The following is a 20027-nucleotide window of genomic DNA, read 5'->3' as shown; positions in this document are numbered from 1 at the left end:
GCATCGTTGCGGTTGGTGTATGTCGGCGGCGAGGAATTGCCGGTGGATCTGTTCGGGCGTTTGGCGGCGAAGTCGGATGCACGCCTGGACAACATGTACGGACCGACGGAAGCCGCGGTGAGTGTTACGTACTACCGGTGTGATGACCGAGACTTGCTCAGCGTCCCGATCGGTGTCCCGGTGTGGAACACGCAACTGTATGTGCTGGATGGACGGATGCAGCCGACCCCGGTGGGGGTGCCGGGGGAGTTGTATCTGGGCGGGGTGCAGCTGGCCCGCGGATATTTCGGGCGCCTGGATCTGACAGCGGAGCGGTTCATTGCGGATCCGTTCGGTGAGCCGGGTTCGCGGTTGTATCGGACGGGGGATCTGGTTCGGTGGAACCGTGATGGACTGTTGGAGTTTTTGGGCCGCACCGATTTCCAAGTGAAGGTGCGGGGTCTGCGGATCGAGTTGGGGGAGATCGAGGCGGCGTTGGTGGTGCAGGATGGTGTCACGCAGGCGGTGGTGGTGGTGCACGAGAGCGACCTCGGTCAGCAGTTGGTCGGGTATGTGGTGCCCGAGAGCGGCCGGTCGGTCGATACGAAGGCGGTGCGCGAGGCCGTCGGCCGGGTGCTTCCCGCGTACATGGTGCCGGATGTACTGATGGTGGTCGACGAGTTCCCGTTGAGTTCGAGTGGGAAGGTGGATCGGAAGGTGTTGCCGGTGCCGGTGTGGGCGCCGCGGGTGTTCCGGGCGCCGACGACTCCGGTTCAGGAGATTGTGGCGGGGGTCTTCGCGGAGGTTCTGGGTGTGGAGCGAGTAGGACTCGACGATGATTTCTTCGCTCTGGGCGGCAACTCGTTGGTCGCGACCCGGGTGATCGGTCGGTTGCGAAGCGAAGCCGACACGACTGTCGCGTTGCAGTGGTTGTTCTCAGATCCGACGGTGGAAGCACTGGCCGGTCGGATCGCCACCGGTGTCGAGGGCGATGCCGCGGAGGGCTTCGGCCCGGTTCTTCCGATCCGGGAGTCCGGTGAGGCGACGCCGCTGTTCTGTATCCACCCGATCGTCGGATTGTCCTGGTGCTATACGGGTCTGACTCGGCACCTCGACGGTGACATGCCGATTTACGGCATCCAGAGTCCCGCGATTCTCGAGGAGGGTTTTGTGCCCGAATCACTCGAGGAACTTGCGGACCGCTACATCAGCGAGATTCGCACGGTTCGGCCGTCCGGCCCGTACCGGCTGCTCGGTTGGTCGCTGGGCGGTGTCATCGCCCATGCGATGGCGGTCCGTCTGCAGGCGGCAGGTGAGCGGGTGGAGTTGTTGGCCATGATGGACAGCTTCGTCGGGTCCGCTAGGGACGCGAACGGGGACGGATCTTCGGGAAGCATCACCATGAGCGAGCTGTTGGGTGGTTTCGGCGTGGACGAGGACGTAGCAGGAACCAGCGCCTCCGATCTGAGTGTCGATGCTGTCGCCACGGAATTGGCCAGGTTGACGGGGCAGTCGGTGGAACGAACCGAGCAGGTCGTGGGGCGGCTCCTGTCGACGGCGGAGCGCAACTCCCGGTTGATGTCGGAGTATCGGCCCGAACGCTTCGACGGCGACATTGTGTTCTTCACCGCGACCGCCGACGATGCCACCGGTACGCGAGCCGTACGAGGATGGGATGGGGCGGCTACCGGCAAGGTGGATAACCACCCGGTGCCGGCTACGCACTGGCGGATGACCTCCCCCGAGGCATTGGCTCTGGTCGGCCCGGTCATAAACGATGCCTCGGTCCTGGTGGGCCAGATCTCGAGCAATACCACGGGTGAGGACACACCGCCGAACGGATCGGCCGGTCAGTCCACGACCGAGCCATCCCGGATAGTAGCGGGTGGGTCATGAGTTGTTGGCGTCCGTGCCGCTCGGAGCCGGGTTTTCGATATCGAAAGTCGGATATTGCGGCAGTTGCCCGAAATGAGCATGCGAAGGTGGTACTGAAGATGCAGGGACGTTCACTTGGGCTGCAGTCGGCGCGTAGGCGATGGGCTGCGGGGGTGTTGAGTGTAATCACCTTGGCGATGAGTCTGACCGTGACGGCACCCGCGAGTGCCGACCCGGGGCTCTTGCGATCAGGTGCGGCTCCATCGGCCGCGTATGTCGACCACATCGACCAGATCGACGACCGCCGGTGGGAGGTGTACGTGTACTCGCCGTCGATGGATCGGGTGATCCCGCTGCAGGTGATTCGTCCGGCCGACACAAGCGTGCCGAGGCCGACATTGTATCTGCTAAACGGTGCGAGCGGCGGTGAGAACGAAGCGAACTGGTTGGACCAGACGGACGTCGTCGATTTCTTTGGGGACAAGGACGCGAATGTAGTAATGCCGGCCGAGGGAGATTCCAGTTACTACACGGACTGGGTGAACGACGATCCGGTACTCGGGCGGAACAAGTGGACGACGTTCCTCACCCGTGAACTCCCTCCGGTGATCGATTCTGCGCTCGGCACCGACGGGATCAACGCGATCGCCGGCCTGTCGATGGCGGCCACTTCCGTGCTCGAATTAGCGACCCAGGCACCGGATCTGTACCGAGGTGTCGGCTCATACAGTGGATGCGCGCAGACCAGCGATCCTGTCGGGCAGGCCTACGTCCGGACGGTCGTCGAGTTGTCCGGTGGCGGAGATGCGCGGAACATGTGGGGCCCCTACGACGGGCCCGGCTGGCGCGAGCACGATCCACTCGTCAACGCCGAGAAGTTGCGTGGGATCTCCCTCTACATCGCGAACGGTAGTGGGCTCCCCGGTCCCTACGAGGATCCGGCCCGCCCAGACACCCCGCAGGGGCTGTGGTGGCTGAATCAGGCCGTGATCGGTGGCGCTATCGAGGTTGCTACCGACGTGTGCACGCATAACCTCGCGGATCGACTGCAGGAGTTGAACATTCCGGCGACGTTCAACTTTCGGGACGTGGGCACACATTCGTGGGGATACTGGCAGGACGACCTGCACGACTCCTGGCCGCAGCTGGCGGCGTCCCTCGGCCTCTCTGCCTGATCTCGAGGCAAAGTCCTGGACATCGCGGCGGCCGATGTACTCGATGTTGCCATTCGGCCGATCAGGTGCGGCGCAGTCCGTCGAACGTGAGCTCGACCACCGCGTCCGCGAGGTCGGAAACTGATCCCCCGGTGCGTGGGCGGTACCACTCGATCAGCGAGTTGACCGTGCCGAAAACGAGACGGCTGGTGAGCGCGGGATCGATTCCGGGCCGCAAGTCTCCCTCCTGCGCCGCCGCGACGACGAGGTCGCTGACGAAGGCGTCGAACTCACGGCGGCGGGCGAGAGCGAGACGTTCGACCGCCGTGTTCCCGCGCACGCGCAACAACAGAGTGACGTAGGGGAGTTCCGCGGAGAGAACCTCGACGCTACGACGGACCAGGTATTCGAGCCTCTCGATGTAGCGGCCGTTCGTGGCTTCCTCTTCGGTGGTGACGGCAAAGAGTGCGTTCAGCGCGCGCGACAGGGCCAGTTCAAGCAGTTCTGACTTACCGGACACGTGGTGATAGATCGACGACTTCGTGATGCCCAGGCGCTGGGCGAGTACCTCCATGCTGGTGCCGTCGTAGCCCTTGTCGTTGAAGACGGTCACAGCGACAGCGAGCAGAGATTCGAGGTCGTAGCCGGGACGTCCGGGGGAGCCACTCTTCCGTGCTGGGCGTGTCGTGGCCATGTGCGCAATCCTTCCAGGTGCGAAACTCCACGGCTTCGGCGCGCCGTCGACCTCGTTAACCTACCGAAGGTTCGGTTGAGAAGAGAATACTCGACTAGTCGAACAGAGTGGGCGCATCTCCCGTTGGCTCGCCATCTGCGCCTCCGGACGAATCGATCTCACCTGACGGCCTGGTCGCCTTGCGCACCACTGAAAGGGCTGTTGTCCGGACCGAGAGTCGGTGGCCGTCCGGATGCTGGAGCGAGGCCATCCCTTTGCTGACCTCCACCACCAGCCAGGGACCGGCGTGACCGGACGCCTGAACCAGATCGCCCACCTGAATCTGTACGGCTACCACCGCTTCCTCCTAAGGGTTGTTGCGTCGGGTTGTGTCCAACCGTAGCGACATCGGCCCAGCGTAGCGACACCGGAAAGTATGACAGGGTGGGGGATCATGCTCCTGGCGGTCGCAGTGACGGTGAACAGATGTCGAGAATGATCCCATGCGGACTCCACGCAGGTAGAGAAGATATTGGATCTACTGCTGTGCAGTGAGGTTCAGTAGAAAATGGCTGTCCGGCACCGCATAGGTCATGGAACAGGGCCTCTGCAGAAACGGTGGTCTCAGACCAGACCGGGCATCTAGAGTGAATCCGATGTCAGGGTCAATATTGTTTCGACTAGTGGAGAGGAATCGGTGGTGACAGTATTCGGAGGTCTGTGCGACAGCCGCTTCGCGGCGTTGCAGGAAGCGTTGAAGCACAATCTCGATTCGGGTGCGGAACTTGGCGCCTCCATCGTCGTCACCTTGGACGGAGTACCCGTCGTCGACATGTGGGGTGGGTGGTCGGACGCGGGTCGCGCCACCGAGTGGGGCCCGGACACCATCACCAACGTGTTTTCCTGCACCAAGACGGTCACCGCATTGGCCGCACTGGTGCTCGTCGAGCGCGGACTGCTGGACGTGTATGCGCCTGTCGCGCGGTATTGGCCGGAATTCGCCGCTCGAGGCAAGGAACGCGTAGAGGTCCGGCATCTCCTCTCGCACACCTCCGGTGTCCCGGCGTGGGATCAGCCGATCACGGGCGAGGACCTGTATGACGTCGCGGAGTCGACGAAACGGCTTGCTGCGCAAGCTCCGTGGTGGGAGCCGGGCAGCGTCTCCGGATACCATGTGCACAGCTACGGACATCTGATCGGCGAACTGATCCGCCGTATCGACGGTCGTACGCTCGGACGTTTCGTCGCCGAGGAGATCGCGGGACCGCTGGGCGCCGACTTCCATATCGGACTGGACCCCTCGGAGTTCGGCCGAGTGTCGGACGTAATCCCGCCGCCTTCGCCTCCGATCGACCTGACCTCCCTCGACCCCGGCAGCGTCTCCCTCAAGACATTCACCGGGCCGTCCGCCAACGCCTCCGCCTCCTGGTCCGGAGAGTGGCGAACTGCCGAGAACGGTGCGGCAGGAGGTCAAGGCAACGCCCGATCGCTTGCCCGAATCCAGTCCGTGGTCGCGTGTGGCGGCGAACTCGACGGCGTCCGCCTCTTGTCTCCCGACACCATCGCGTTGATCTTCCAAGAGCAGTCGAACGGCGTCGACCTGGTTCTGGGGAAACCGATCCGATTCGGAATCGGATACGGCCTGCCGACGCCTGTGTCAGTTCCGTTCATTCCGGAAGGCCGGATCTGCTTCTGGGGCGGGTGGGGAGGTTCTGAGATCGTCATCGACACCGAACGTCGGATGACCATGACCTATGTGATGAATCGGATGGGTCTGGGGATCCTCGGCTCCGACCGCACCGCCCAGTACGTAGCGGCTACCTTCGACGCGCTCGGCTGATCGACTCGCACCGGCCTCGTCCGCGACAACCACTCCCGCCGATCAGTATCTTCGCCGCGACCGGACCGTAAGGTTTGAGGGGAGGTGCCTGTATCGCGATGCACCGATCCACGATAGCCGATCGACCGAAGGAACAAGTTCAATGCCGCAGCAGGTACGAGGCGTCATCGCCCGCTCGAAGGGTGCCCCCGTCGAGATCGCGACAATCAACGTCCCCGACCCCGGACCCGGCGAGGTGATCGTCGATATCGCCACCTGCGGGGTCTGCCACACCGACCTCACCTACCGTGACGGTGGCATCAACGACGAGTTCCCGTTTCTGCTAGGGCACGAGGCGGCGGGCACCGTAGAGAGCGTCGGCGAGGGCGTCGACTCCGTTCAGGTCGGGGACTTCGTCGTCCTGAATTGGCGTGCCGTGTGCGGTCAGTGCCGCGCGTGCAAGCGCGGCCGCCAGCAGTACTGTTTCGACACGTTCAACGCGTCGCAGAAGATGACGCTCGAGGACGGCACCGAACTCACCCCCGCGCTGGGGATCGGCGCGTTCGCCGACAAGACTCTCGTCCACGCCGGGCAGTGCACCAAGGTGGACCCGTCGGCGGATCCGGCCGTCGTCGGATTGCTGGGTTGCGGGGTCATGGCCGGCTTCGGTGCAGCCGTGAACACCGGAAACGTTGGCCGTGGTGACAGTGTTGCCGTCATCGGGTGCGGTGGTGTCGGTGACGCCGCGATCATGGGCGCGCGCCTCGCCGGTGCGTCTACGATCATTGCGATCGATCGGGACGACAAGAAACTCGACTGGGCGAAGGACCTCGGTGCCACGCACTCGATCAACGGTTCCACGGTCGACGTCGTCGAGGCCGTACAGGAACTCACCGGCGGATTCGGTGCCGACGTGGTGATCGACGCCGTCGGTCGCCCGGAAACCTGGAAGCAGGCGTTCTACGCCCGTGATCTCGCCGGCACCGTGGTGCTGGTCGGTGTGCCCACTCCCGACATGACCCTCGAAATGCCGCTGGTCGACTTCTTTTCGCGCGGTGGCGCGGTGAAGTCGTCGTGGTACGGCGACTGCCTGCCCGAACGGGATTTCCCCATGCTCGTCGACCTGTACCAGCAGGGACGGTTGCCGCTGGAAAAATTCGTCAGCGAACGTATCGGTATCGACCAGGTCGAAAAAGCGTTCCACACGATGCACGCCGGTGAGGTGCTGCGCTCGGTGGTTGTCCTGTGAGCGGCAGGTTCCGGATCGAAAGTGTCGTCACCGAAGGAACTTTCGCACTCGATGGTGGAACGTGGAACGTCGACAACAACATCTGGCTGATCGGTGACGACACCGATGTCGTGATCGTCGATGCGGCGCACGACGCGTCACCGATTATCGATGGAGTCGGCGACCGGCACGTCAACGCGATAATCTGCACGCACGGCCACAACGACCACGTCACGGTCGCTCCTGAACTCGCCACGAGGCTGGATGCCCCGGTATTCCTGCATCCCGGCGACGACATGCTATGGAACATGACGCATCCCGGGGGGCGGTACCGACAACTCGAGGACGAACAGCGTATCGCCATTGCCGGCACCGAGATTCAAGTGATCCACACTCCCGGTCATTCGCCGGGATCGTCTTGCCTCTACCTGCCCGAGGCGGGAGCGCTGTTCTCTGGAGACACCTTGTTCTCCGGCGGTCCGGGCGCGACGGGCCGGTCCTATTCCGACTTCCCGACGATTATCGGGTCGATCCGCGACCGACTTTTCGTCCTGCCAGAAGAGACGCTCGTTCACACCGGGCACGGCGGGGGAACCACGATCGGCACCGAAGCTCCGCATCTCGCCGGCTGGCTGGCGCGGGTAAACTCGCGGGATGACTAGCAGCGACAAGTTCACCTTCGACGAGGACGATGTCGTTGTCACGCCCGAGAAGACCTATGCGGCGGGTATTCCTGCGGTGTTGGTGTCGTTACGTCGTGGGGTCGAGCAGATGGGTCCGGTCCGCACCGCCCGGGCATTGTTGAAGTTGAATCAACGCGAGGGGTTCGACTGCCCTGGGTGTGCGTGGCCGGAGACTCCGGGGCACCGCAAGCACGCCGAGTTCTGTGAGAACGGTGTGAAGGCGGTCGCTGAGGAGGCCACGACCCGCACGATCACCCCCGAGTTCTTCGCCCGGCATTCGGTGGCGGAGTTACTGGGGAAGACCGAGTACTGGCTGGGGCAGCAAGGGCGGCTGACACATCCGATGGTGTTGTCGCCGGGCGCGACGCATTACGAACCGCTGGGGTGGGATGCGGCGTTCGCGTTGATAGCAGGCGAGTTACGGGCGCTGGGATCGCCCCACGAGGCGGTGTTCTACACGTCCGGGCGCACGTCGAACGAGGCAGCGTTCCTGTATCAACTGATGATTCGCGCTTTCGGGACGAACAACATGCCGGACTGCTCGAACATGTGCCACGAGTCCACGGGTTCGGCGTTGTCGGAGTCGATCGGGATCGGAAAGGGCTCGGTATCGGTTTTCGACATCGAGTCGGCGGACTTGATCTTGATCGCGGGCCAGAACCCGGGCACCAATCACCCGCGCATGCTCTCGACTCTGGAGAGTGCGAAAGCGAACGGGGCTCGGGTGATTGCGATCAACCCACTGCCCGAGGCAGGCCTGATGCGATTCAAGGATCCGCAGAAGGTGCACGGGGTGATCGGTGACGGCATCGCGATCGCGGACGAGTTCCTGCAAATTCGGTTAGGCGGCGACCAGGCCCTGTTCCAAGGGTTGGGCAGGCTGTTGCTGGAGGAAGAGGATCGCAACCCGGGCACCGTGATCGACCGCGAATTCATCGACCGGCACACTGCGGGATTCGAGGAGTACGCGGCGCACATCCGTAAGGTCGATCTGGGAACGGTTGCTCAGGCGACGGGCCTGTCGCCGGACCAGATTCGTCGGACCGCGGACGCGCTGATCGCGTCGAAGAAGACGATTATCTGCTGGGCCATGGGGCTGACCCAGCACACCCATGGAGTCGCGACGATTCAGGATGCCGTGAACTTACTGCTGCTGCAGGGAATGATCGGGAAGCCCGGGGCCGGCGTGTGCCCGGTTCGGGGGCACTCCAACGTCCAAGGTGATCGGACGATGGGAATCTGGGAGAAGATGCCCGAATCCTTCCTCGCCGCGCTCGACGCGGAGTTCGGCATCACCTCCCCCCGAGAGGACGGATTCGACGCGGTCGACTCGATCCGCGCCATGCGCGACGGCAAGGCGTCGGTGTTCGTCGGGATGGGTGGCAATTTCGTCTCCGCCACCCCGGACACCGAGGTCACCGAGGCGGCAATGCGCCGGTGCACGCTCACGGTGCAAGTGTCGACGAAACTCAACCGCAGTCACCTCGTCACCGGTGAGACCGCATTGATCCTGCCGTCGCTGGGACGCACGGACCGTGATGTTCAGTCGAGCGGCAAGCAGAAGGTGTCGGTGGAGGATTCGATGTCGGTGGTGCATCTCTCCCGAGGCAACCTCCAGCCCACCAGTGAACATCTGCGGAGCGAGGTCGCGATCGTGTGTGGGATCGCTACAGCGCTGTTCGGTACAGACCATGCGGTGCCGTGGCAGGAGTACACGGCCGATTACGATCGGATCCGTGATTCGATCGCCCGTGTGATCCCTGGGTTCGAGGATTTCAACCGGAAGGTGCGGCAGCCGGACGGGTTCGCATTGCCGCATCCGCCTCGGGACGAACGCCGCTTCGACACATCGACGGGGAAGGCGAATTTCACCGTCAACGAGTTGTCCTGGCTGCCGGTTCCGGAGGGGCGACTGATGTTGCAGACGATGCGCAGTCACGATCAGTACAACACCACCATCTACGGCCTCGATGACCGTTATCGCGGGGTGAAGGGTGGGCGTCGCGTGCTGTTCATCCACCCCGATGACATCGCAGCGTTCAGTGGTACCGCCGGGGATCGGGTGGACCTGGTCTCGGAATGGACTGACGTCGAAGGGAAGGTGCAAGAGCGTCGCGCCGAGGACTTCCGGTTAGTGCCCTACCCGACTCCGGTCGGAAACGTGGCCGCATACTACCCGGAGACGAACCCGCTGGTTCCTCTCGATCACGTGGCACGGAAGTCGAACACTCCTGTGTCCAAGGCGATTACGATCCGTATCGAACGGCGTCCCTGATGGGACGTGTCACCACTCGCACCCCGGTCACCCGGATTACGGGCACGCGGCAGTCGATACGCCCGGACACTGTGGTGGTCGAAGAGCCCCTTGAAATCAGGGTGAACGGGACGCCACTGGCCGTGACGATGCGGACACCGGGGTCTGATATAGAACTGGCGCAAGGATTTCTGCTGACCGAGGGGATTGTCGCGGATCGTTCCGACATCGTGTCGGTGCGCTACTGCAACAGCGTCGACGAGCACGGGGTCAACACGTACAACGTCCTCGACGTCGATCTCGCGGCGGGAGTGACGCTTCCCGACACTGGGATCCAGCGCAACTTTTACACCACATCCTCGTGTGGGGTGTGTGGAAAGGCGTCGTTGGACGCGATCCGCCAGCGGACTCGGCACCCACCTGCCGGTGATACGGTGCGGGTTTCGGCCTCCGCGATCGCCGAGTTGCCGGCCGAGCTGCGGGCCGCTCAACGGGTATTCGATGTCACCGGCGGTTTGCATGCAGCCGGATTATTTTCTGGCACTGGTGAATTGCTTGCGAGTCGGGAGGATATCGGCAGACACAACGCGGTCGACAAGGTGATCGGGTGGGCGACCGAGCAGAATCGCCTTCCGCTGAGGGGGACCGTCCTGCTCGTCAGCGGGCGGGCGTCGTTCGAACTGGCGCAGAAGGCGGTAATGGCCGGCATTCCCGTGCTCGCAGCGGTGTCGGCTCCGTCGTCGCTCGCTATCGAGCTCGCCCGTGACGCCGGTCTCACCCTCATCGGGTTCCTGCGTGATTCGACGATGAACGTCTATTCCCACCCGGAACGCATTACCTGACCCGACGGCTACAGTGCGGCGTTCTTGTCGAACTCTGTGGCGAGCTCCTTCGCGACCCGCGCGAGGAGTGGAACGATGTGGTCTGCCGACTCGATGGTGACGCGGGCTGCGGGCCCTGAGACGGAGATTGCAGTAGGTGTGGGTGCGTTCGGCACCGGAACCGAGAAGCATCGGACGCCGATCTCGAGTTCACCCTCGTCAATCGCGTACCCGCGCTTCCGGCTCAGTTCCAGATCCGAGATGAGTGAGTCGGGGTCCATCAGTGAATTCTCGGTATAGGTCGGCATTCCTGCCCGGTTCACGAGCGAGCGAACTGCCTCGTTGGACAGTTGCATGAGTAGAGCCTTGCCGACGCCGGTGCAGTGCGAGTACACGCGACGGCCGACCTCCGTGAACATGCGCATAGCGTGTTCGGACGGCACCTGTGCGACGTAGACGGCCATGGTGCCGTCGAGGACGGCCATGTTCGCGGTCTCGCCGGTGCCTCTCACCAGTTCCGAGAGATGTGGACGGGACCAGGCGCCGATCAGCGCAGTGGCGCTTTCGCCGAGTCGAATAAGCTTGGGGCCGAGGGCGTATCGCCTGGTCGGTAGCTGTCGGACATACCCACGATTCATCAGTGTGCGGATGAGTCGATGGATCGTCGGCAGGGGCAGCCCGGCAATGTCGGCGAGTTCGCTGACTCCGATGGACCCGCCGGCGCTCGCCATGATCTCGAGCATCTCGAATGCGCGTTCGACCGACTGCACTCCACCGGCCGGATTCTGGCCGTTCGGCATGTCTGGCTCCATCTTCTCCGGTGCTACCACGGTCGCTGAGCACACATGATCTCGCCGCACGGTGGCGCCGGTGTTGACAGGACACCTCTTGACAAGGTTTTCTCTATGTCAAGATACGAAACTGTGTTTCCGTATCATGGAAGTTATCACAAAGTGCGGAAGGGTGAGGCGTTTCATGACTGAGCGTGTTCAGGTCGGCGGTCTTCAGGTCGCGAAGGTGCTCTACGACTTCATCAGGAACGAGGCTCTGCCCGGTACCGGCGTAGACGTCGATGCGTTCTGGTCCGGTGCAGACAGGGTGATCCACGAGTTGGCGCCGAAGAACCGGGATCTGCTCGCCGTCCGTGAAGACCTCCAGACGAAGATCGATTCCTGGCACCGTGACCGAGCGGGGAAGCCGATCGATCAGGCCGAATACCAGGCCTTTCTGACCGAGATCGGGTACCTGGTGCCCGTCCCTGCCCCGTTCGAGGTGACAACCGCGAATGTGGACACCGAGATCACCTCGACTGCGGGCCCGCAGTTGGTGGTCCCAGTCCTCAACGCCCGCTTCGCTTTGAACGCCTCCAACGCCCGGTGGGGATCGCTGTACGACGCCCTGTACGGCACCAATGCCATTCCCGAGGACGGTGGCGCAGAAAAGGGCGCCGGGTACAACAAGGTCCGTGGCGACCGAGTCATCGCCTGGGCCCGCAACTTCCTGGACACCGCTGCGCCTCTGGCGTCGGGTTCACACGCGGATTCCACCAGGTACTTCGTCGACGGAACCGGCCTGAGTATCACTCTGGCGGACGGCAGCACCACCACGCTGGCGAACCCGGGTACCTTCGTCGGGTATCTGGGCGAGAAGGGTTCCCCCACCAGCGTGTTGCTGCGCAACCACGGCCTGCACGCCGAGGTTCAGATCGACCCGGACTCCCCGATCGGGTCCACCGACCCGGCCGGGGTCAAGGACGTGGTTCTCGAGTCAGCAGTCACCACGATCATGGACTTCGAAGACTCGGTTGCTGCCGTAGACGCCGATGACAAGGTGATCGGCTATCGCAACTGGCTGGGCCTCAACCGCGGTGACCTCACCGCGGAAATGGCGAAGGGCGGAAAGCCCTTCACCCGCACGTTGAATCCGGACCGGGTCTACACCGCCCCCGATGGTGGCGACCTGGCGTTGCACGGACGGTCGTTGTTGTTCGTTCGCAACGTCGGACATCTGATGACGAATCCGGCGATCCTCGACGCCGACGGCAAGGAGGTCCCCGAAGGCATTCTGGACGCACTGATCACCTCTCTCTGCGCCATTCACGGCCGGTCGATCTCAGAAGCAACGGGCCCCTTGGACAACTCCCGCACCGGGTCGATTTACATCGTCAAACCCAAGCAGCACGGCCCGGACGAGGTCGCGTTCACCACCGAACTCTTCGGCCGCGTCGAAGATGTGCTGGGCCTGCCCGCCAACACGATCAAGGTGGGGATCATGGACGAGGAACGCCGCACCACGGTCAACCTGGCCGCCTGCATCAAGGAAGCCGCGCAGCGAGTGGTGTTCATCAACACGGGGTTCCTCGACCGCACCGGCGACGAGATCCACACCTCGATGGAGGCCGGCCCGATGGTCCGCAAGGCCGTGATGAAGGCGCAGAAGTGGATCGGCGCCTACGAGGACTGGAACGTGGATACCGGCCTGGCCGCGGGCCTACAGGGGCGAGCCCAGATCGGGAAGGGCATGTGGGCGATGACCGAACTGATGGCCGAGATGCTCGAACAGAAGATCGGCCATCCGAAGGCCGGCGCGAACACCGCGTGGGTTCCGTCCCCAACGGGGGCGACGTTGCACGCCACCCACTACCACCAGGTCGACGTCTTCGCCCTTCAAGACGAGTTGAGGGGTCACCCTCGGGCGACCCTGGACGATATCCTCACCGTGCCCCTCGCAGAGAACACCGACTGGTCCGAGGCGGAAAAGCGCGAGGAACTCGACAACAACTGCCAGTCGATCCTCGGGTATGTGGTGCGGTGGATCGACGCCGGTGTCGGCTGCTCGAAGGTTCCCGACATCCACGACGTCGCCCTGATGGAAGACCGGGCCACCCTCCGTATCTCCAGTCAACTTCTCGCGAACTGGATCCACCATCACATCGTCACCGAGACGGAGGTGGTCGCGGCTCTCGAACGGATGGCACCGGTGGTCGACCGGCAGAACGAGGGTGACCCGACCTACCGTTCGATGGCCCCGAACTTCGACTCCAGCATCGCCTTCCAGGCAGCGAAGGAACTCATCCTCGAAGGCGCGAAACAGCCCTCCGGGTACACCGAGCCGATCCTGCACCGCCGCCGCCGCGAATTCAAGGCCGCAGCAGCAGCATCGTCCACCACCGCCTGACTCGTCTGACCCCATCAGGGAGTGCTTGTCGGGCCGCGCATAGCCCGACAAGCACTCCCTGCGGTGTTTCTCCCATCGGCATACGTGGCCATGAGGGGCGAGCGCTTCGCTGCCCGCTGCCGTGACATCTCCGGGATTCCACGGCGTCGCTACTCTGGGTTGCGGAGTGTAAGGAGCATCACATGACGAAGTCAGTCCTGCCGCCTGTGGACCACCTGACATCGACACCTCGCGAACGAGTCGATCTGTGGTTGGCGGATTTCGAGTCCGCCCTCTCCGACCGCGACACCGACCGTGTCGCAGCGATGTTCGCGGTCGGCAGTTTCTGGCGCGACTTGGTGACGTTCACCTGGAATATCGTGACGGTCGAGGGCCGTGACGGTGTCACCGCGATGCTGCGGGCGCGGCTCGACGACACCGATCCGTCGAACTTCCGTACCAGCGAGGAGCCAGAGGAGGCCGATGGCGTCACGTCCGCGTTGATCGAGTTTGAGACGGCGACCGGCCGAGGCAAGGGGCACTTGCGGCTCGAGGGTGAGCAGGCGTGGACGCTGCTGACCACGATGGAGGAGTTGAAGGGTCACGAAGAGCGGCGGGGTCCGACTCGCGTCAACGGTGCGGTGCACGGTTCCGGCGGGGACACCCGGAGTTGGGCGGAATGGCGCGAGATCGAGGAGCGGGAACTCGGGTACACCCGTCAGCCGTACGTGCTGGTGATCGGCGGTGGCCAGGGTGGGATAATGCTGGGCGCGCGGTTGCGTCAGCTCAGCGTTCCGGCGCTGGTCGTCGACAGGCATGAACGGCCGGGTGATCAGTGGCGCAAACGGTACAAGTCGCTGTGCCTGTACGATCCGGTCTGGTTCAGCCACCTCCCGTATCTGCCCTTTCCCGATAATTGGCCGGTGTTCTCGCCGAAGGACAAGCTCGGAGACTGGCTCGAGATGTACACGAAGGTGATGGAGATTCCCTACTGGGCCTCCACCACTTGTACGTCGGCCAAGTTCGACGAGGGCGCGAGGGAGTGGACCGTCGTTCTCGACCGTGCCGGGCAGCGCGTGGTGCTGCACCCGAAGCAGGTCGTGCTCGCGACCGGGGTGCACGGCAAGCCCCACGTCCCGGACTTCCCCGGCCGGGACGTGTTCCGCGGCGAGCAGCATCATTCCAGTCAACATCCGGGGCCCGCCGCTTACGCAGGCAAGCGTGTCGTCGTGATCGGCTCGAACAGCTCGGCCCATGACATCTGCCAGGCATTGCACCTGAACGGTGCCGATGTGACGATGGTGCAGCGTTCGTCCACACACGTCGTCAAGTCGGAAACGCTGAGGGACCTTATCGCAGACCTGTATTCGGAGGATGCACTCGCGGCGGGTATGACAACGGAGAAGGCCGACCTCATTTCCGCGGCGGTGCCCTACCGGATCATGCCCGAGTTCCAGATCCCGATCTACGAGAAGGTCGCCGAGCGGGACAAGGACCTCTACGACCGGCTCGAGAGGGCAGGATTCAAACTGGACTTCGGGGACGACGGGTCGGGGCTCTCCATGAAGTTCCTGCGCCGCGGATCCGGTTTCTACGTCGACGTCGGTGCGTCGGATCTGGTCGCCGACGGCAGCATCCGCCTCGCGTCGGGGCAGGTGGAGCGGTTGACCGAGGACGCCGTGGTGCTCGCAGACGGTACCGAGTTGCCGGCCGACCTGGTCGTCTACGCCACCGGTTACGGTTCGATGAGCGGTTGGGTGGCCGACCTGATGGGTCAGGACGTGGCCGACAAGGTCGGGAGGTGTTGGGGGCTCGGCTCCGACACCACCAAGGATCCGGGTCCGTGGGAGGGCGAGCTACAGAATATGTGGAAGCCCACCCGGCAGGAAGGGTTGTGGTTCCAGGGCGGAGGTCTGTCTCAGGCGCGGCAGTACTCCCTATACCTCGCTCTGCAGTTGAAGGCCGGGTACGAGGGAATCCCGACCCCCGTCTACGGGTTGCCGCAGGTGCATCACCTCAGCTGAGACGCCACGGCGCCGCTACTCTGGGTTGCGGAGTGTGAGGAGCGCCACATGACGAAGTCAGTTCTGCCGCCTGCGGACCACATGGCAATGACACCTCAGGAACGAGTCGATCTGTGGTTGGCGAGCTTCGAGTCCGCCCTCAGCGACCGCGACATCGACCGCGCTGCAGGGATGTTCGCGGTGGACAGTTTCTGGCGCGACTTGGTGACGTTCACCTGGAATATCACGACGGTCGAGGGCCGAGACGGCGTCACCGCGATGTTGCACTCGCGGCTCGACGACACCGATCCGGCGAACTTCCACACCAGCGAGGCGCCTGAGGAAGCCGACGGCGTCATATCCGCGTGGATCGAATTCGAGACCGCAACCAGCCGAGGCAAGGGGCACCTGCGTCTGAAGGGCGACGAGGCGTGGACCTTCTTCACCACGATGGAGGAGTTGAAGGGCCACGAAGAGCGGCGGGGTAACAATCGCGCCAACGGCGCGGTCCACGGTTCCGGTGGGGACACCTGGAGCTGGGCGGAGAAGCGTGAGATCGAGGAGCAGGAACTCGGTTCCACCCGCCAGCCGTACGTGCTGGTGATCGGCGGCGGCCAGAGCGGTATCGCACTGGGTGCGCGACTGCGTCAGCTCGGCGTTCCGGCGATCGTTGTCGACAAGCACGAACGCCCCGGCGACCAGTGGCGCAAGCGGTACAAGTCGCTGTGCCTGCACGACCCGGTCTGGTTCGACCACCTCCCGTATCTGCCCTTCCCCGAAAACTGGCCGGTGTTCTCACCGAAGGACAAGATCGGCGACTGGCTCGAGATGTACACGAAGGTGATGGAGATTCCGTACTGGGGGTCCACCACCTGCAGGTCAGCGAAGTTCGATGAGGAGACGAAGGAGTGGACCGTCGTCCTCGATCGCGCCGGTGAGGAGGTGGTGCTGCACCCGAAGCATCTCGTGCTCGCGACCGGGGTGTCCGGCAAGCCCCACGTCCCGGCCTTCGCCGGTCGGGACGTATTCGCCGGCGAGCAGCATCATTCGAGCCTGCATCCGGGCCCCGACGCCTACACCGGCAAGCGCGCCGTGGTGATCGGCTCGAACAACTCGGCTCATGACATCTGCCAGGCGTTGTACGAGAACGGTGCCGATGTGACGATGGTGCAGCGTTCGTCCACGCTTGTCGTGAAGTCGGAAACGCTGATGGACCTCGGATTCGGCGACCTGTATTCGGAGCGTGCGCTCGCGGCGGGCATGACGACGGAGAAGGCCGACCTCACATCCGCGGCACTGCCCTACAAGATCATGCACGAGTTCCAGATCCCGATCTACGAGAAGGTCGCCGAGCGGGACAAGGACCTCTACGACCGGCTCGAAAAGGCTGGATTCACGTTCGATTTCGGCGACGACGAGTCGGGGCTCGCCATGAAGTACCTGCGCCGCGGCTCCGGCTACTACATCGACGTGGGCGCGTCCGAGCTGGTCGCCGACGGCAGCATCGGCCTCGCGTCCGGGCAGGTGGAACGGCTCACCGAGGACGCCGTTGTTCTCGCCGACGGCACCGAGTTGCCAGCCGATCTGGTCGTCTATGCCACAGGCTACGGCCCGATGAACGGCTGGGCGGCCGACCTCATGGGTCAGGAAGTGGCCGACAAGGTCGGAAAGTGCTGGGGGCTCGGCTCCGCCACGACCAAGGATCCGGGCCCGTGGGAGGGCGAGGAGCGCAATATGTGGAAGCCCACCCAGCAGGAAGCGCTGTGGTTCCAGGGCGGAAATCTGGCTCAAGCGCGGCAGTACTCCCTGTACCTCGCCCTGCAGTTGAAGGCCAGGTACGAGGGAATCCCGACCCCGGTCTACGGGTTACCGAAGGTGCATCACCTCAGCTGAGGGTCACGGTCGCGAAGATGTCGGTGGGTTCGGTGGACCCGGCGACGTAGGGATTCGTCGATCCGTCGAACATCAGCGTGGCCAACTCGTGTACAACGTGGACGGGGGGAACGAACGGTGTCAACGGAAATGCGCGCGCCAACGATCCAGTCACCAACGCCCAACTGCACGTGAGCTTTACTGACGTTCCGTTCCGGAGTTCGCCGGACGGTCCCACCAACTATGTGGTCACCTACATCGCCGACGACTACTCATGGGCGCTGGTCGGTGATCCGGCAAGGGCATCGGGATTCGTCCTCTCTCGCACGCCGACGGTCGACGATGCGGGGTGGATGCAGATTCGGCAGGTGGTGGAGTCGCGAGGCTATAACTCCTGCCTGCTGCTGACATCCCCGACCACTGGCGGCAAAGAAGGGGTTCAGCCACTGTGCACGCTCTGACGGGCGGCGCGCCGGTGATGTTCTCCATCATTCCTCTGAAAATGACTCCGCGGAACGGCAATATGGAGTACCAATACAAGCGTCCCGCCAGGACTTTCGGCAAAAATGTCGCCCGCTGATCGATGCGGGAGCGCCTCGCGCCCACTGCTTGTACCCGCCCATCGAGCCGCGCACCGCCTAGTGCCCGCATTTCGGCGCGCAGTCGTAGTAGCGTGCCCCGTTCGATGCGTTCCACCCGCCAGAAGTCCAACGGGTCACCGGTATTGAGATGCTTCGGGTTTCGGCGTCCTCGAGTGAGCCCGACACCGCCGATCACTCGGTCGAGCCAGCCGTGGACGGACCACGCGAGGGGGGAACGAGTACCAGCCGTTCTCGCCGCCGATACTCTTGACCACGCTCCACAGCGCTGCGGCTTCGGTGGCGCAGTCCTTCGTACGCTCGTCGGTATAGACGACTTCGCCGGTCCACTGAGGGTCGGACGGCGGAGGTTCCGAGGATGCGCCGACGGGAGATGCGCCGGCCCACGTGGTCTCCACTTCACCGTTGTTCGTTCTTCGTAGCGCCAATTGCACGGCTTCCCGATAGGCAGTGAGTCCCTCTTGGGGGGGCGGTATCACGTTGTCGATTTCGTGCTCGCCGGCGACGGCGTGGTCCCGCAATGACTCGATCAGTGACCGGCAAAGGGGAATCGGGGTCACGAGTCCGATCCACAAGCCGGCGAGTTTCGGCGTCAGCGCGGGGAGGACGAGAATGCGACGGCGTTTAAGGCCGGCGATCTCCGCGTAGATCTGCATCATTTCGCCATACCTGATGACATCGGGCCCGCCGATAGCGTACGTACGACTGCGCGGGAGCGGAGCCTGCGCCGCCGCCACGAGGTAGTGCAGCACGTCTCGAACCGCGATCGGCTGGATCTTGTTGTCCACCCACCACGGAGTGGTCATAACCGGTAGTCGGTCGGTCAGATGCCGAATCATCTCGAAGGACGCGGAGCCCGATCCGATGACGACACCAAACTGCAAAACCATTGTCGGAATTCCGGATTCGATGAGGATCTCACCCACCCGAGTTCGTGAGCGCAGATGTTGCGAAAGATCTGCCGAGTCGGGATGCGGCCCGCCGAGGTAGACGATGCGCCCCACTCCACAATCCCGGGCTGACTTCGCGACGTTCTCCGCGCCGATCCGTGCTGTGTCTTCGAACTCGTCCGGGCCGCCCATCGAATGTACGAGGTAGTAGATGACATCGACGTTCGCGAATGCGGCAGTGAGGGATCCGGGATTACTCAGGTCCCCGCGGGCGATCTCGACGTCGGACGCCCAGGGAACGTCCGCGAGCTTGTCAGGCGAGCGCGCCAGCACCCGCACCTGGTAGCCGCCTTCGATAAGCCGGGGAGCAAGGCGTCCGCCGATGTACCGGTAGAACTTGTCACCAGTGGCGTAGCTGCGCCATTCTCATACGCTACCCGTGTTCGTCCCTGATTCGGCCCAGATCATGGCTAGGGTCGAGAAATGGGCATCGTGCATTCGAGCGTCGTCGAAGCCCCACGGGACGAGTTGTTCGCCTGGCACAGCAGGCCGGGGGCGTTCACCCGACTGTCACCGCCCTGGCAGCCGTTGAGGCTCGAGCGGGAGTCCCAGTCCCTCGAATCGGGCCGCGCGGAACTTCGGTTGCCAGGCGGTCTGCCGTGGGCCGCACAGCACGATCCGAAGGAGTACGACCCGCCGCACCGGTTCGTCGACTACTCGTCCGCACTGCCGATCCGATTGCTCGTGCCGTGGCGGCACTCGCACGTATTCGACGTCGTGTCGGAGAGTTCGACCCGGGTTACAGACCGCGTCGACACCGTCGTGCCAGGCAGGTTTCTCCGGTCGACGTTCGTCTACCGGCACCGTCAACTCGCGGATGACATCGCGCGGCACCAGTGGTCGTCGACGCTCTTGCCTGGCCACCTTACGATCGCAGTGACGGGCAGTTCAGGTCTCGTCGGCTCCGCACTGACTGCGTTCCTGAGCACGGGCGGCCACAGGGTCGTGCGTCTCGTACGCC

Annotated in this window: 14 protein-coding genes and 2 pseudogenes; 12 read left to right on the top strand and 4 right to left on the bottom strand. The window is 63.8% G+C overall.

All coding sequences use genetic code 11. The features are described 5' to 3' along the window. The coding region (locus RM2_RS21125) for a thioesterase domain-containing protein (protein ID WP_139277870.1) at positions 1-1875 on the top strand (1875 nt) is incomplete at its 5' end. A gap of 176 nt (positions 1876-2051) precedes the next feature. Beyond that, positions 2052-3029 (top strand): alpha/beta hydrolase, encoded by a 978-nt coding sequence (locus RM2_RS21120; RefSeq protein WP_245814077.1) that lies wholly within the window; start codon positions 2052-2054, stop codon positions 3027-3029. 61 nt (positions 3030-3090) lie between these two features. Here the strand turns inward: RM2_RS21120 and RM2_RS21115 are convergent, their stop codons facing one another. Together RM2_RS21115 and RM2_RS21110 are read right to left on the bottom strand one after the other, a co-directional pair. Further along, positions 3091-3702 (bottom strand): TetR/AcrR family transcriptional regulator, encoded by a 612-nt coding sequence (locus tag RM2_RS21115; RefSeq protein WP_072691472.1) that lies wholly within the window; start codon positions 3700-3702, stop codon positions 3091-3093. Between the two features lie 94 nt (positions 3703-3796). Beyond that, positions 3797-4039 (bottom strand): hypothetical protein, encoded by a 243-nt coding sequence (locus RM2_RS21110; RefSeq protein WP_072691471.1) that lies wholly within the window; start codon positions 4037-4039, stop codon positions 3797-3799. Positions 4040-4381: 342 nt separating this feature from the next. Between RM2_RS21110 and RM2_RS21105 the strand changes: the two genes are divergently transcribed. The 5 genes from RM2_RS21105 to fdhD all read left to right on the top strand — a co-directional run bounded on the left by RM2_RS21105 (position 4382) and on the right by fdhD (position 10507). Beyond that, entirely contained in the window at positions 4382-5521 is a 1140-nt protein-coding gene (locus tag RM2_RS21105; protein WP_072691474.1) for a serine hydrolase domain-containing protein, read from the top strand. 142 nt (positions 5522-5663) lie between these two features. After that, complete coding sequence (locus RM2_RS21100) at positions 5664-6749, top strand: S-(hydroxymethyl)mycothiol dehydrogenase (RefSeq protein ID WP_072691470.1); 1086 nt, start codon at positions 5664-5666, stop codon at positions 6747-6749. After that, entirely contained in the window at positions 6746-7390 is a 645-nt protein-coding gene (locus RM2_RS21095) for an MBL fold metallo-hydrolase (RefSeq protein WP_072691469.1), read from the top strand. Before RM2_RS21100 ends, RM2_RS21095 begins: the two co-directional genes overlap by 4 nt. Then, positions 7383-9686 carry an FdhF/YdeP family oxidoreductase gene (locus RM2_RS21090; protein WP_072691468.1) on the top strand — a complete coding sequence of 768 codons (2304 nt, stop codon included), beginning with the start codon at positions 7383-7385 and terminating at the stop codon, positions 9684-9686. Before RM2_RS21095 ends, RM2_RS21090 begins: the two co-directional genes overlap by 8 nt. Next, positions 9686-10507 carry a formate dehydrogenase accessory sulfurtransferase FdhD gene (gene fdhD, locus RM2_RS21085; protein ID WP_072691467.1) on the top strand — a complete coding sequence of 274 codons (822 nt, stop codon included), beginning with the start codon at positions 9686-9688 and terminating at the stop codon, positions 10505-10507. The genes RM2_RS21090 and fdhD overlap by 1 nt, the downstream gene beginning before the upstream one ends. 8 nt (positions 10508-10515) lie before the next feature. On the opposite strand, the gene RM2_RS21080 is transcribed toward fdhD, so the two are convergent. Next, a complete protein-coding gene (locus RM2_RS21080; protein WP_072691466.1) occupies positions 10516-11286 on the bottom strand; it encodes an IclR family transcriptional regulator in 771 nt (256 codons plus the stop codon). Between the two features lie 175 nt (positions 11287-11461). Between RM2_RS21080 and RM2_RS21075 the strand changes: the two genes are divergently transcribed. The 4 genes and pseudogenes from RM2_RS21075 to RM2_RS21060 all read left to right on the top strand — a co-directional run. Further along, positions 11462-13663, top strand: a complete 2202-nt coding sequence (locus tag RM2_RS21075) for a malate synthase G (RefSeq protein WP_072691465.1) — start codon at positions 11462-11464, stop codon at positions 13661-13663. 182 nt (positions 13664-13845) lie between these two features. Beyond that, positions 13846-15666 carry a flavin-containing monooxygenase gene (locus RM2_RS21070; RefSeq protein ID WP_072691464.1) on the top strand — a complete coding sequence of 607 codons (1821 nt, stop codon included), beginning with the start codon at positions 13846-13848 and terminating at the stop codon, positions 15664-15666. A gap of 48 nt (positions 15667-15714) precedes the next feature. Continuing rightward, positions 15715-17538, top strand: a complete 1824-nt coding sequence (locus RM2_RS21065) for a flavin-containing monooxygenase (protein ID WP_072691463.1) — start codon at positions 15715-15717, stop codon at positions 17536-17538. Positions 17539-17588: 50 nt separating this feature from the next. After that, positions 17589-17978, top strand: a pseudogene (locus tag RM2_RS21060) (lipocalin family protein); the annotation flags it as partial. 7 nt (positions 17979-17985) lie between these two features. Here RM2_RS21060 and RM2_RS21055 read toward each other — a convergent pair. Next, a pseudogene (locus RM2_RS21055) lies at positions 17986-19390 on the bottom strand (SDR family oxidoreductase); the annotation flags it as partial. Positions 19391-19489: 99 nt separating this feature from the next. On the opposite strand from RM2_RS21055, the gene RM2_RS21050 reads away from it, so the two are divergent. Next, on the top strand, positions 19490-20027 hold a 538-nt coding region (locus tag RM2_RS21050; RefSeq protein WP_507762068.1), incomplete at its 3' end, for an SRPBCC family protein.

This window comes from Rhodococcus marinonascens NBRC 14363, assembly GCF_001894885.1.
GTDB lineage: Bacteria > Actinomycetota > Actinomycetes > Mycobacteriales > Mycobacteriaceae > Rhodococcus_F > Rhodococcus_F marinonascens.
This window is presented reverse-complemented; position numbering and strand designations above follow the sequence as displayed.